This window comes from Steroidobacter cummioxidans, assembly GCF_003104955.1.
The window spans coordinates 232,222-244,852 of the sequence record NZ_LSRW01000004.1; the positions used below are offsets into that span (position 1 = coordinate 232,222).

Annotated in this window: 13 protein-coding genes; 7 read left to right on the forward strand and 6 right to left on the reverse strand. The window is 62.9% G+C overall.

Translation table 11 applies throughout. The features are described 5' to 3' along the window. Positions 1 to 129: 129 nt before the first annotated feature. Genes D0550_RS03430 through D0550_RS03445 form a run of 4 tightly spaced genes read left to right on the forward strand, consistent with a single transcriptional unit; the run spans position 130 to position 4,022 of the window. Entirely contained in the window at positions 130 to 405 is a 276-nt protein-coding gene (locus tag D0550_RS03430; protein WP_116807689.1) for a phosphopantetheine-binding protein, read from the forward strand. An 18-nt stretch (positions 406 to 423) separates the two neighbouring features. Continuing rightward, the gene (locus tag D0550_RS03435) at positions 424 to 1,608 is read left to right on the forward strand and encodes a beta-ketoacyl-[acyl-carrier-protein] synthase family protein (protein ID WP_116807690.1); all 1,185 of its coding nucleotides are present in this window, start codon (positions 424 to 426) and stop codon (positions 1,606 to 1,608) included. Then, positions 1,605 to 2,399, forward strand: a complete 795-nt coding sequence (locus D0550_RS03440) for a beta-ketoacyl synthase chain length factor (RefSeq protein WP_116807691.1) — start codon at positions 1,605 to 1,607, stop codon at positions 2,397 to 2,399. The genes D0550_RS03435 and D0550_RS03440 overlap by 4 nt, the downstream gene beginning before the upstream one ends. Positions 2,400 to 2,402: 3 nt before the next feature. After that, positions 2,403 to 4,022 carry an NAD(P)/FAD-dependent oxidoreductase gene (locus tag D0550_RS03445; RefSeq protein ID WP_116807692.1) on the forward strand — a complete coding sequence of 540 codons (1,620 nt, stop codon included), beginning with the start codon at positions 2,403 to 2,405 and terminating at the stop codon, positions 4,020 to 4,022. Here D0550_RS03445 and D0550_RS03450 read toward each other — a convergent pair. From D0550_RS03450 to D0550_RS03475, 6 genes are read right to left on the reverse strand one after another with little or no spacing between them, the layout of a single operon-like run. Then, complete coding sequence (locus tag D0550_RS03450; RefSeq protein ID WP_116807693.1) at positions 4,006 to 4,431, reverse strand: hotdog family protein; 426 nt, start codon at positions 4,429 to 4,431, stop codon at positions 4,006 to 4,008. The genes D0550_RS03445 and D0550_RS03450 overlap by 17 nt on opposite strands. Beyond that, a complete protein-coding gene (locus D0550_RS03455; RefSeq protein WP_116807694.1) occupies positions 4,421 to 6,775 on the reverse strand; it encodes an MMPL family transporter in 2,355 nt (784 codons plus the stop codon). The genes D0550_RS03450 and D0550_RS03455 overlap by 11 nt, the downstream gene beginning before the upstream one ends. Before the next feature lie 36 nt (positions 6,776 to 6,811). Beyond that, complete coding sequence (locus D0550_RS03460; protein WP_116807695.1) at positions 6,812 to 7,435, reverse strand: LolA-related protein; 624 nt, start codon at positions 7,433 to 7,435, stop codon at positions 6,812 to 6,814. Next, entirely contained in the window at positions 7,389 to 8,345 is a 957-nt protein-coding gene (locus D0550_RS03465) for an LpxL/LpxP family acyltransferase (RefSeq protein WP_116807696.1), read from the reverse strand. Before D0550_RS03465 ends, D0550_RS03460 begins: the two co-directional genes overlap by 47 nt. Continuing rightward, the gene (locus D0550_RS03470; protein WP_116807697.1) at positions 8,342 to 8,683 is read right to left on the reverse strand and encodes an ApeI family dehydratase; all 342 of its coding nucleotides are present in this window, start codon (positions 8,681 to 8,683) and stop codon (positions 8,342 to 8,344) included. Before D0550_RS03470 ends, D0550_RS03465 begins: the two co-directional genes overlap by 4 nt. A 5-nt stretch (positions 8,684 to 8,688) precedes the next feature. Beyond that, positions 8,689 to 9,390 carry a COG4648 family protein gene (locus tag D0550_RS03475; protein WP_153067016.1) on the reverse strand — a complete coding sequence of 234 codons (702 nt, stop codon included), beginning with the start codon at positions 9,388 to 9,390 and terminating at the stop codon, positions 8,689 to 8,691. A gap of 201 nt (positions 9,391 to 9,591) precedes the next feature. On the opposite strand from D0550_RS03475, the gene D0550_RS03480 reads away from it, so the two are divergent. From D0550_RS03480 to D0550_RS03490, 3 genes are all read left to right on the forward strand, one after another. Then, positions 9,592 to 10,716 carry an NAD(P) transhydrogenase subunit alpha gene (locus tag D0550_RS03480; RefSeq protein WP_116807699.1) on the forward strand — a complete coding sequence of 375 codons (1,125 nt, stop codon included), beginning with the start codon at positions 9,592 to 9,594 and terminating at the stop codon, positions 10,714 to 10,716. Positions 10,717 to 10,780: 64 nt separating this feature from the next. Beyond that, positions 10,781 to 11,125, forward strand: a complete 345-nt coding sequence (locus D0550_RS03485) for an NAD(P) transhydrogenase subunit alpha part 2 (protein ID WP_116807700.1) — start codon at positions 10,781 to 10,783, stop codon at positions 11,123 to 11,125. 6 nt (positions 11,126 to 11,131) lie between these two features. Continuing rightward, positions 11,132 to 12,565 (forward strand): NAD(P)(+) transhydrogenase (Re/Si-specific) subunit beta, encoded by a 1,434-nt coding sequence (locus tag D0550_RS03490; RefSeq protein WP_116807701.1) that lies wholly within the window; start codon positions 11,132 to 11,134, stop codon positions 12,563 to 12,565. Positions 12,566 to 12,631: the final 66 nt, after the last annotated feature.

Here is a 12,631-nt window from a genome sequence, read left to right on the forward strand (position 1 = left end):
GGTTGGCTCGGGGTTGGAAAACGTGCGCGGCGTTCGAAGCGCGCGCGGGGCGGATGATACACTCCGCGCCCTGCGGTTCGCCCGCTCCAGCGTCTCAAATCAGCCTTTAGTACAGGGCCTGTTTCGTTCATGTCAGCAACCCAATCAGCCGGTGAGCGCGAGCTCGCCGAACTCATCGTCACAGCGCTCAACCTGGAGGGCGTGACGCCCGCGGACATCGATCCGGAGGCGCCGCTGTTCAAGACCGGCCTTGGCCTGGATTCCATCGACGCGCTCGAGCTGGCGCTGGAGATCTCCAAGCGCTACGGCTTCCAGCTGCGCTCGGACGATGAAAACAATGTGCGTATTTTCAGCTCACTGCGCTCGCTGGCGGCACACATCGCGACCAATCGCGTCACGGCCTAAGGGCGACCGCTCCGACCGATGCAAGCCCGGCCCCTGAGAATCACTGCCTACACACTGTGCTCCGCAGCCGGGGATGGGCGCGCGGCGACGTTGGCAGCACTGCGCGAGCGTCGCACTGGTCTCACCAGGAATGACTTCGGTCCCGCGCCCATCGAAACCTGGATCGGACGGGTGGCGGGGCTCGAAACGCAGCCGCTGCCGGCGGAATTCGCCAACTGGGATTGTCGTAACAACCGTCTCGCGTGGCGCGGTCTGGCCACCGATGGTTTCATCGAAGCGGCCCGCGAAGCTCGCGACCGCTATGGTGCCGACCGGGTCGCGGTCGTCATGGGAACGTCGACGTCGAGCATCGGGGCCAGCGAAGAGGCCTACACGCGGCTCGATCCGGACGGCCGGTATCCCGCCGATCTGCGCCGTCCGATCATTCATACGCCGCATTCGCTGGGCGATTTCGTGCAGCACGCGCTCGGCCTGACGGGCTTGAGCGTGACGGTCGCGACCGCGTGCTCATCCAGCGCCAAAGTGTTCGCGCAGGCGGAACGTTTGATTCGCACCGGCCTGGCGGACGCCGCCATCGTCGGCGGTGTCGATTCTCTGTGTGGCAGCGTGTTGTTTGGTTTCAATTCGCTCGAGCTGGTGTCGCCCGAGCAATGCCGTCCCTTCGATGTGGAGCGTCGGGGTATCAATCTCGGCGAAGCGGCCGGCTTTGCGCTGTTGGAAAAGCAGGCGCTGCGTGGCGATTGGCTGCTGGGCTATGGCGAGTCCAACGACGCTCATCACATGTCGACGCCGCATCCCGAGGGTGTGGGCGCGCGACTGGCGCTGAGCGATGCGCTCAGACGCGCCGAGTTGCAGCCCGAGGACATCGATTACATCAATCTGCATGGCACCGCGAGCCAGAAGAACGATGAAGTCGAAGCGAAGATCGTCGCCGACCTGTTTCCCGCGACCACGTGCTCCAGCTCCACCAAAGGCTGGACCGGGCACACTTTGGGCGCCGCCGGCATCGTCGAAGCCGCGATCAGTCTGATCGCGCTCGAGCATCAGCTACTGCCTGGCACGATGAATCTACGCGTGCCCGATCTCGCCTGCGGTCCTCAGATCCAGCGCGACAACGTTCAGCGTAAAGCGCGCCACGCATTGAGCTTCTCGTTCGGCTTCGGCGGCAGCAACTGTGTGCTGGTGTTCGGGAGAGATCGATGACGCTGCGGGTCGCGATCGAAGGTGTTTCTTTCTGGGCCTCGCGTCTGCCAGGTTGGGAGATCGCGCGCGCTGTCATCAGTGGCGAACAAGCGCCGCCCGACGCGGCGAGCGCGCGGCCGTCACCGACACTGCTTGCGCCGACCGAGCGTCGACGTGCTCCGGATACGGTTGCTGTCGCACTCGAAGTTGCGGCTCGTGCGTGTGAAGCGGCAGGACGGAAGCCGTCGGATTTGCCATCGGTGTTCGCATCTACGCACGGCGATCTCGCGATCAGCGATTACATGTGCTCGACGCTGGCGACTACGCCTGCGTTGATCTCGCCCATCAAATTTCACAACTCCGTTCACAACGCGGCTGCGGGTTACTGGAGCATCGGCACCGGCAGTCTCGCGCCGTACACGGCGATCAGCTCTTTCGAGTCCACGTTCGGCGAGGGCCTGCTCGAAGCTGCAACGCAAGTGGTTTGCGAGCAGCGGCCGGTGTTGTACGTCGCGTTCGACATCGAAGCAAAAGGCGCGCTTGCGACCATGGCGCCGAGCCGTGGCTTGTTAGGCGCGGCGTTGGTGCTGGCGCCAGTGAGCCAATCTCAACAGCATCGCAGCCTGATTCTCACCACTGAATCGGTCGCGGAATGTCATCCCACGCCCGCGCGGTCCGCTGCGGCTGCGTTGGTCGCTGACAATGCGCTGGCGCCGTGCCTGCCGTTCTTCGAAGTACTGGCGAGCACCCATCCGCGCACGCTGTGCCTGGCATTGGGCCAGAAGATGGCGTTGAACGTACAAGTAAATTAAAAAATGAATGCACCGAGCGAAGTCGCCAAGGTGGGCGTAACCATTCTTGGCGGCGGGCTGGCAGGGCTGACGCTCGCCATTCAATTGCATCGGCAGTTTCCGTCGCTGTCGATACGCATCATCGAGCGTCGTCGTCATCCGGTGCCGCCGGCCGCGCACAAGGTGGGCGAGTCGTCGGTGGAGATCGGTGCGCACTATTTCGACACGGTGCTCGGCCTCAAAGAGCACTTGAACAGCCAGCAGCTGAAGAAATTCGGCTTCCGCTTTTTCTTCTCCGAAGGGCGCGAAGACCTGGACAGCGTCACCGAACTGGGCGCGAGCCGTTACCTCTCGACGCCGAGTTATCAGCTCGATCGTGGCGTGTTCGAAAATTACCTGGGCGAGCATGTGCGCGAACTGGGCGTCGAGTTCATCGACGGTGCGGTCGTGCGCAGTTTCGATATCGGCACTGACGGAGCCGAACATGTGGTGCGCTACGAGGCCGAGGGCTTGCAGCACGAAGTTCGCTCTCGCTGGCTGATCGATGCCTCGGGGCGCGCCGGGCTGATCAAGCGCAAGCTCAGTCTCCAGCAGGACAATGCTCACAACGCCAACGCGATCTGGTTCCGTATTGGCACGAAGATCGACGTTGACGAGTGGTCGGCGGATGCCGCGTGGCTGAATCGTTGCGATCCGCCGTATCGCTGGCTGTCCACCAATCATCTGTGCGGTGAAGGCTATTGGGCGTGGCTGATCCCGCTGTCGTCGGGCTCGCATTCCGTTGGCATCGTGTGTGACGCCGTCACTCATCCGCTCGAGACCATGAACACCTTCGAGAAGGCGCTCGAATGGTTCCGTGTGCATCAGCCGCGGCTGGCGCGCGAGCTTGAGGGTAAGCAGCACCTGCTGCAGGATTTTTGTTTCCTGCGCAATTTTTCCTATGGCTGCAAGCAAGTGTTCTCGGGCGATCGCTGGGCGCTGACCGGCGAAGCCGGCGTGTTCCTCGATCCGTTCTATTCGCCCGGCAGCGACTTCATCGGCATCAGCAACAGCTACATCACCGACCTGATCGCGCGCGATCTGCAAGGCGAGCTGATCAACGGCCGCGCGCACGTGTATCAGCAGATCTATTTCTCGTTCTACGAAAGCACGCTGGCGCTGTACACCAATCAGTACGCCATGTTCGGCGATCCCGAGGTCATGCCGGTGAAGGTGATCTGGGATTACACGTACTACTGGGGCGTGCTGTGTCAGCTGTTCTTCCAGCGCCGGCTCACCGATCTCGCCAATCTCAGTCGGCTGTCGGATCACCTGAATCATTCGCGCGCTTTGAACGTGGCGCTGCAGAACTTCATGCGCGAATGGTCGAAGCTCAGTGCCCGGCGCAATGACGCGGTGTTGCTCGATCAGGCGTCGCTGCCCTGGTTCGCGGAGTTGAATCGCGGTCTGCGCGATGAGCTCGACGAAGAGGCGTTTCGCGCCCGTATGATCGAGTACACCGGGTTGTTGAATGCGCTCGCGGTGGAAATCATCGAGCGCGCGTGCGGTGAGCATCCGTCACTGGATGCCACTGAAGTTCGGCAGCTGTTGAGTGCAGTTGCGCCGACGATGTCGGAATCGCTGCTGTTTACGAAGGCAGCTTGAGCAATACGGCGGCGCGACCTTCCGCCGCCACTTCGCCCGCGTGGATGATCTTGAAGCTGTACTGCTGACTGGACTCAGCAGACTGCAGGCAGATCGCTTCGACGCGCAGCGCCCCCGCCAGATCATCGATGTAGTCGCGAGCAAACGTTACCGATCGCAGTGATACCAGCATGCCGGCTCTGGCTTGCCGGGGCGCGGCTCTGAGCGCGCCATGCACCGCCATGGCCTGTGCGCCGTACTCGCACAAATGAACCGCACGCAGTTTGCCGTTCGCGCGCAATGGATTGTCGAGCGCACGATGGCTGTTGGTTTCGAGAACGATGCGCACGTCGTCCCATTCGACGATGTGCTCCCACAGGCACATGCCGTCCTGGTGCGGAATCAGCGCGGCGATGTCTTCACGTGCCATGGGTAGGAGCGGCCGGTCGGGTCAGGAGGAGCGCGAGCACGAAATTGGCAACAACGCCGATCGACACCGTCAAGCCGAGCGCTCGCAGCACCGGCAATGTCGAAAAGGCCAGCAGCGCGAAGACCATCAGCGTCGAAATCGAGCACACGAGCAGGGCGTGCAGAGTGCGTCGCTGCTCCATTGGGTCGTCCGCTGCGTGTTCGAAGAACAGCGCGTAGTCGAGACCGAGGCCCGCAGCGAGGATCAAAGCGATCAGATGAAACAGCGTCATCGATACGCCTGCGGCCTGCAGAATGCCGATGATGAGCAGCGTGGTCAGCGCCATTGGAGCTAGCACGCGATAAACGCGCGAGGCGCGGCGCAATGAGAATGTGACGACGCCGGCGAGCAGCACAGCGGCCAACGCCAGACTCCACAAAATCTTGATGCGTTGGTTGGTGACGAGCGTTTCCGACGCGTCCTTGGTATCCAGCAAGGTCACGTCCGGACCCGCGTCAGCAGCGAAGCGTTCCAGGGCAGCGACATCTTGAACGCCGCTGAAGGTCACGAGCGCGGTCGTCCGGCCGGCGGATTTATCCTTGCCCTCGGCGTGCTGGGTCAACAACATTTCCACGCTCACGCCGAGCGGTGAGTCGCGCAACTGGTCGACCGTCAGCAGTCGCAGGTGACGTGCTTTCTCTACGTCTGCCATGAATGGCTCGAAGACGTCGGGGCGGAATGGCGTGTCCTTTACCGCGGCATCGACATCGGCGCGAAGCGTCGCAGGTTCGGGCAGACGAGTCTGGCGCATACGCTGCTTCTCAGCTGTCGGTACAAAGCGCGCGGCGTGGTCGTAGCCACTGATCGCGCCATCATCAACCAGCTTCTGCAGCGGTTCGTCCAGCTGTTCGAGCTTCTGCAGCGCGTATTCCGTGTCGGCCGCACTGACGACCAGCAGATAGCGAACATCGGGCGTCCCCAGCTCCGTGCGCAGCTCCTGATCCTGGATCAACAGTTCCTTTGGCAGCGGGGTCAGCTTGCTCAGATCGCTTTCCCACATGGGCTGAGGCGCGAACACCATGGCGGCGAGAGAAAGGATGATGGCTGCCGCACCGGCCCAGCGTGGGCGCGGCAGGCTTTCCATTCGTCGCCAAAGGTTGCCGAGCCACTCCGACTCGCCGAAATCGCGACCGGCGGGATCCATCAGCACGGGCAGGGCATAGCGCGTCGTCAGGCCGGCGACGGCGAGTCCCGCGACCGTGAAACACGCCAGCTGCGCCAGCCCGATGACGCCGGAAATCAGGAAAGTGACATACGCGATGGACGTGCTTGCCACGCCGGTCGCGAGTGTCGGCCACAATTGGCGGGCCGATTCGACGGGCGATCGGCCGGGATGCCGATGGCTCATCAAGTGCATCGGGTAATCCTGCGCAACGCCGATCAGTGTGAAGCCGAACGCCAGTGTGATGCCATGGACGGTGCCAAACAGCGCGCTGACCGCGGCGAGCCCTGCCAGCCCGGCGCTTGCCAGCGGCAAAGCGCTCAATACCACAGTGCCGACGCTTCGATAGGCCACGAGCAACAGGATGATCATGCCGACGGTCGCGGCGGTGCCCAGCGCCGTCGCTTCGGTGCGCGTCTGCTCTTCCATCATCACCGAGAACTTGCCGGCGCCGCTGAATTTCAGCGTCACACCGTCGTCGCGCTGCAGACGTTCGGCTTCAGTGTTCAGTTGCTCGACGGCCAAGCGTTGCTGATCCGGATCGAACGCGGCGGCGCGCGTTTGCGCGAGTAGCAGTGCACGCTGGCCTTCGCCGTCGAACCAAACATCGTACAACCGATTCGGCTCCTGCATCGGCTGCCAGCGTTGCAGGACTTTCAGCAACTCGAGCGTCGGATCGCGCGGCAGCCAGGGTTCGAGGAAAGCACCTGCCGGTGAGGCAAGATCACGGGCGCGTTCCTGCAGCTCCGCGTGCAGATATTTCCTGTCGAGCGGCCGCTCATCCAGCGTGGTCGACAGCAGATAGCGATAGGCCAGCAGCTCATCCGGCACGCTGTCGATCGAGATGTCGCCGTTGGTAATCAGGCGGAAATTCGGGCTCGATTGCAGATTCTCGACCAGCGTGCGCGACGCGTCGGCAAGCTGTTCCGGCTCCGCGCCCTCCAGCGATATCACCATCACGCGCGACGCGGGACCTTCGCCGATCTCCTCCAGCAGTAACTGCTGTTCCGGCGTAGTCGGGCTGGGAAGAAACAAACGCAGGTCGGTGCTGACCTGGAGCTGCCGCTCCACGAACCAGGTCAGGCCCGCGAGCAGCGCGAGCCAGAGCAACAGCAGGAGGACGGCCGAGCGAGTGAACTTCATGAGGGATCGGGCAGCGCTGTCAGCATCGAACGGTTGTTAGCTGCCCAGGCCAGCGCCGCAGCGCCGCTGCAAGGCGACCAATGTGACATCGGTGGCGACGGGATCGGCGGAGGAGGCGCCCAGCAGCAACACACTGGAGGCGCCGTCGGCCGTCGTCATCGTGAAGCAGCGCGGCTCGCTGTGGCGACCGTTGACTTCGATGTGATCCAGGCGCCGGCGTGCTTTGGTGTCGGTCGGTGTCAGCTTGAGTGTCCACGCGTCGTCATTGCCGTTCATCTCGACAGCGAACGTCTTGCGCAGGGCCGCAGCGTCCCCCGAAAGCATGGTTGAGAATCCAGACAACAATCCCCGCAGCTCCGGCGCATGTTTCAAAGCGAAGCTGCGCGTCTTTTCACCTTCGCGCTCCACTTTCACGGACTCGCCGCGAATCGACGTGTGTTCGCGATACGGCGTCGTAACCCGCCGATCCAGACTTTCCGGCCCCGAATAGCCCAGGTCGCCGGAAACGATGAGCGGGGCACGCAGCAGCTTCGAGAAGCGTACTTCGGTGAACGAGATCGTCGCCGGCGCGGGCTTGGCCAGCCGCTCGATCAGAGCATCGGCAGCCTGCTCATCAAGGCCGGCGCTCCACGCCAGCAGCGGCGTCAGCAGAGCCAGCATCAGAGGGAGCCGAATTGAGGTGCCAGAAATCATAGAAGTTGAACCAATTGTACGGCGCCTTGCGGGTGTAATGGGCCAGTCGGTCCGCGTACCGTTGAATGATGGCATTGAGACTCGCCTCGCGGTTGCTGCGTTCCACTCGCACCGTGTCGGCGAACGCCTCGAAATGCAACTCGTACCGATTGCCTCCGCAGTACAGGCCGAAGCACAGGACCACCGGCACCTTGAGCGCCGCCGCGAGCTGCCACGGCCCGGTCGGGAAGGGCGCCGGCTCGCCCAGGAAATTAGCAGGCGACACCTGATTCCCCGGCCGCGCGCGATCGATCAGCAATGTGACCAGGGCGCCTTCGTCCAGGGCTTCCTTGATCGCCAGCGCAGTGACGGCGCCGTCCTGGCGGGCATTGATGATGGAGCGCGCCAGCTCGGGATTGAATGCGTTGAGAAAGCGGGTGATCGCCGCGTTCTGTTCCGTATCCAGCACCACGCGCACTTTCACGTCCTTGCGGATTTCGCCCAGCACGCGCAGGGCATCGAAGCTGCCCAGATGCGAGCCGAAGATCAGCACGCCTTGTTGCTTCGCCCATTGCGCGCGCAGCACATCCAGTCCATGCACCTGGACTTCGAAACGTTTGAAGCTTTCGGACAGCAGGAACACCCGGTCCAGGATGACGGAGGCGAAGTAATAAAACTGTTTGGCGACGTCCTTGAGCGTCGGCTTGCGGCCCAGCGCCCGTTGCAAATAATCACGCGCAGCGCGCCGCTCGGGGGCGCGCTTCAGCAGGAAAAAAGCAGTGATGGGGAAGAGCACCAGGCGCGCGGCAGTCCGTCCGCACAGGCGCGCGAACGTGCTGATCAGTCTGTACCAGAAGACCGAGCCGGCTTCGGGACGGTCGAGCCACTGCTGTTTCACGCCGCGCCGGTTCCGTTGTGAGTCGGCCCACTGAGGGCCGCGATGCGAAACAATCCTTGCGCGATCGTCGCGCCGTCGCGGCTTACGGTGAACCGCAACTCGTCGGCATCCAATTTCAGTTGCAGCTCCGCGGTTTCATCAGGCAGCAGCGGCGCGGTGAACTTGGCGTTGGGCAGCGCGAGCGTGCGCACCGGCCGTTGCAGCCAGCGCTCCGCCTCTTGCAGCACGCAGTCGAGCAGCACCACGCCGGGCACGATCGGGTGACCCGGAAAATGACCGGGCAGCGACGGATGATTCGCGGCGATCCGCAGAACGGTTGCGTGGGCAGCGAGGCTCATGGCATTCAGCGACGGGGGCCAGCGGCGTTGCTGACCAGGCGCGGCATGGCCGCGAGTACCTTGACGAAAAAATCCAGCATGTTGCGATAGGGCTGCCGCGGGAAGCGGTGGCGGCGGTAAGCGTACTCAATCAGGAAGAAAGCCGCGACCAGCAAATATCCGATCATGTTGGCGAACAGTGACCACCACAGCTCGGGCACTGTCAGCGGCGGTCTGATGCCGGCGGCCAGCAGCATGCCGTCGGGCTCGGCCAGCAGTCCCAGCACCAGATTGGTCAGCGACAGGGTCACGAAGAACACTGTCCACGCTCGCGTCAGCTGGCGCGCGTACTCCAACACTTCCGGCTCGGGTGCCTGCGCGCCATCCGGCCCGGGCTCCATGATCCGGATCAGCTGTTCGATTAGCGGAACCTGCCCTGCGAGCAAGGTGCTGCCAAACACGCCGGCCATGAATCCTGGGACCAGCACCGGTGCGATATACAGCGGCAGCGTCGCGTGCGCGGAGCGTGACAACCACCACAGCCCAGCGACGACGGGCAGCAGTAGCACCCAGGCGACGACGCTGCCGCGGCCCAGGGCCGGCACCATGGGCAGAACGATCAGCAGGCCCAGCGCAATGGCGATCAGCGTCACGCTGTTCTGAATGACGCCGAAATGAGCGACCAGCGGGTACGCGAGTACCAGCAGGGCTCTGCCAATTGAGGTCAAAAATCGGGAATCGACGGCCATTGAGCGGCGTAGTGGTTTTCGTCCAATCCAAGCGCGGTGCGCGCTGGCATCCTGGTGGGGCACCGTTGTCCGAGCTGCCGCCGGCGCGAAGCATGCGCGTGTTGCCGAGCGCGGACAAGGCATCCACAATGGTGAGAATTTTATGTGCGAACGACAGGCTTCGGGGGAGGATCGGTCGGCATGGCAGTAAAAATCGCTGTTCTGAAGGAAACTCGTGCCAATGAGAAGCGCGTGGCCCTGGTTCCGGCGGTAGCCGACAAGCTCAGCAAGCTCGGCGCCGAGGTGTACATGCAGGCGGGGGCCGGCGACGCCGTCAAACTGCCCGATTCCGCATTCAAGAACGTAAAGTTCAGCGCCGATCCCATCGAGCTGGTGCGTGACGCCGATGTGGTCGCGAGCGTGCAGCCGCCCGATATCAGCATCGTCAACGCGATGAAGCCGGGCGCCATCCTGATTTCATTCGTCTATGCACACAAGGAAGTGGAGCTGACCAAGGCACTGCGCGATCGTCAGATCACCACCTTCGCGATGGAACTGGTGCCGCGTATCACTCGCGCACAAGCCATGGATGCGCTCTCGAGTCAGGCAGCGCTTTCCGGTTATTACGCAGCGCTGCTCGGCGCGACCCATCTCGCTCGCATTCTGCCGATGATGACCACTGCGGTCGGCTCGATTCGTCCGGCCCGCACGCTGGTCATGGGCCTCGGCGTCGCCGGTCTGCAGGCGCTGGCGACGGCGCGTCGCTTGGGCGCGATGACCGAAGGTTACGACGTTCGCCCGGAAACGAAGGAACAAGCCGAATCGCTCGGCGCAAAGTTCGTCGACACAGGCGTGGATGCGCGCGGCGCCGGTGGTTACGCGCGCGAGCTCACTCAGGAAGAGAAAGACAAGATCGCCGGCGTCGTCACCAAACACATTCAACAAGCCGACCTCATCATCACCACCGCCGCGATTCCCGGCCGGCCGTCGCCCAAGCTCATCAGCAAGGCGCAGGTCGACGGCATGAAGGCCGGCAGCGTGATCGTCGACCTGGCTGCCGAAGGGGGCGGCAACTGTGAGTACACGCAGCCGGGCGAGACCATACAAGTCGGTCAAGTAACGATCGTCGGGCCGCTGAACGTGCCGAGCATGCTCGGCGAGCACGCCAGCGAGCTGTACGCCAAGAACCAACTCAACCTGATCGAGCTGTTCGTCAAGGACGGCGCCATCAAGCTCGACTGGACCGACGAGGTGATCGCCAAGAGCGCGCTCACGCACGACGGCAAGATCGTCAACGAAGCCGCGCAGAAAGTAATCGGCGCATGACTGTAGCCGCACGGCCTTCCGGCTATTCATTAGTCATCAGTCACGAGTCACTTCGAGGAAAACTATGGACCTCGCTACCACGCTGACGGGCTTCGTCGCCCTGTACATCTTCATGCTCGCGGCCTTCACCGGCTACGAGATCATCGGCCGCGTGCCGGCCATTCTGCATACGCCGCTGATGTCGGGCTCGAACTTCGTGCACGGCATCGTCGTGGTCGGCGCGATGTACGCGTTGCTCAACGCGACTTCCACGGTGGAGCAAGTCATCGGCTTCGTCGGTGTGCTGCTGGGCGCGGGTAACGCCGCCGGCGGTTACGTCGTCACCGAGCGCATGCTCGAGATGTTCAAGCCCAGTAATAAGGCTGGCGATAAGAAGGCCAAGGCTGCCGCCGAGCAGAAGAAGGCATAAGCGCCCATGAACCTCACTCCGCAATTCATCATCGACGCCAGCTATTTCGCCGCGGCGTTTCTTTTCATCTATGGCTTGAAGCGCATGTCGTCGCCGGTGACGGCGCGCTCCGGCATCGTGGTCGCCGGCGCGGGCATGCTGGTCGCGGTGCTGGCAAGCTTCCTTTATTACTTCGGCGTCAACGACGCAGCGCTGCCGCACCTGGGGACCAACATCGTGCTCGCAGCGGTCGCGTTGCTGCTCGGTACGGCGTGGGCGTGGTGGAGCGGCAAACGGGTCGCGATGACGGCGATGCCGCAGATGGTCGCGCTTTACAACGGTATGGGCGGCGGCGCGGCGGCGTGTATCGCAGCGGTCGAGTTGCTACGGACCACTGCGGTTCACCAGACGATTCCGCTGTTGCTCGCTGTCGTCGGCGCGCTGATCGGTGCGGTGTCGTTGTCCGGCTCGTTGATTGCGTGGGCCAAGCTCGATGGCCGCATCAACGGCGTGTGGCGCATTGGCGGTCAGCAGATCCTCAATGGCATCGTGTTTCTCGCGACGCTCGGTGTGGGTATTTACATCGTGTTCGTCGCGCATGGTCACGCGGCACCCGCAATCGTCGCGGCGTTCTTCATTGGCGCGCTGATCTTCGGTGTGATGATGACGATGCCGATCGGCGGCGCGGACATGCCAGTCGTGATCTCGCTGTACAACGCATTCACCGGTCTGGCGGTGGGCTTTGAAGGTTACGTGCTGCAGAACCCGGCGCTGATGATCGCGGGCATGGTGGTCGGCTCGGCCGGTACGTTGCTGACGCTGCTGATGGCGAAGGCCATGAACCGCAGCGTGTCGAATGTGATCTTCAGTAATTTCGGCGCTGCGGGCGGTGAACAACAAGGTGAGATCAAAGGCTCGCAAAAGCCGGCCGACGCTGCCGACGCGGCGGTCAACATGCGCTACGCGTCCAAGGTCATCATCGCGCCGGGTTACGGCCTGGCGGTCGCGCAGGCTCAGCACAAGTTATATGAGTTCGTGAAGCTGCTGACCGATGCAGGCGTGGAAGTGAAGTTCGCGATTCATCCGGTCGCGGGCCGCATGCCTGGCCACATGAACGTGCTGCTCGCCGAAGCGGGCGTGCCGTACGACATGATCTATGACCTGGAAGATATCAACGACGAGTTCAAGGAAGCGGATGTCGCCATGGTCATCGGCGCGAACGACACCGTGAATCCGGCCGCGCGCACCAACAAGTCGAGCCCGATCTACGGCATGCCGATCTTGAACGTCGATCAGGCCAAGCAGGTTTATGTCATCAAGCGGGGTCAGGGTAAAGGCTACTCGGGCGTGGAGAACGAGTTGTTCTTCGCCGACAACTGCAACCTGGTGTATGGCGACGCGCAGAAGGTGATGGTCGCGATGATTCAAGCGGTGAAGTCGCTCGAGGGTGGCGGGCACTGATGGTGCCGCAGTCCTACATTAGCAAGGACTACATAAACGATCGTTAATTGCCCGGCCCCGGTGGGG

What these genes read in the sequence shown, in the direction of transcription:
- D0550_RS03430 (WP_116807689.1), top strand. Translation starts at nt 130, where the DNA reads ATGTCAGCAACCCAATCAGCCGGTGAGCGCGAGCTCGCCGAACTCATC.
- D0550_RS03435 (WP_116807690.1), top strand. Translation starts at nt 424, where the DNA reads ATGCAAGCCCGGCCCCTGAGAATCACTGCCTACACACTGTGCTCCGCA.
- D0550_RS03440 (WP_116807691.1), top strand. Translation starts at nt 1,605, where the DNA reads ATGACGCTGCGGGTCGCGATCGAAGGTGTTTCTTTCTGGGCCTCGCGT.
- D0550_RS03445 (WP_116807692.1), top strand. Translation starts at nt 2,403, where the DNA reads ATGAATGCACCGAGCGAAGTCGCCAAGGTGGGCGTAACCATTCTTGGC.
- D0550_RS03450 (WP_116807693.1), bottom strand. Translation starts at nt 4,431, where the DNA reads ATGGCACGTGAAGACATCGCCGCGCTGATTCCGCACCAGGACGGCATG.
- D0550_RS03455 (WP_116807694.1), bottom strand. Translation starts at nt 6,775, where the DNA reads ATGAAGTTCACTCGCTCGGCCGTCCTCCTGCTGTTGCTCTGGCTCGCG.
- D0550_RS03460 (WP_116807695.1), bottom strand. Translation starts at nt 7,435, where the DNA reads ATGCTGGCTCTGCTGACGCCGCTGCTGGCGTGGAGCGCCGGCCTTGAT.
- D0550_RS03470 (WP_116807697.1), bottom strand. Translation starts at nt 8,683, where the DNA reads ATGAGCCTCGCTGCCCACGCAACCGTTCTGCGGATCGCCGCGAATCAT.
- D0550_RS03480 (WP_116807699.1), top strand. Translation starts at nt 9,592, where the DNA reads ATGGCAGTAAAAATCGCTGTTCTGAAGGAAACTCGTGCCAATGAGAAG.
- D0550_RS03485 (WP_116807700.1), top strand. Translation starts at nt 10,781, where the DNA reads ATGGACCTCGCTACCACGCTGACGGGCTTCGTCGCCCTGTACATCTTC.
- D0550_RS03490 (WP_116807701.1), top strand. Translation starts at nt 11,132, where the DNA reads ATGAACCTCACTCCGCAATTCATCATCGACGCCAGCTATTTCGCCGCG.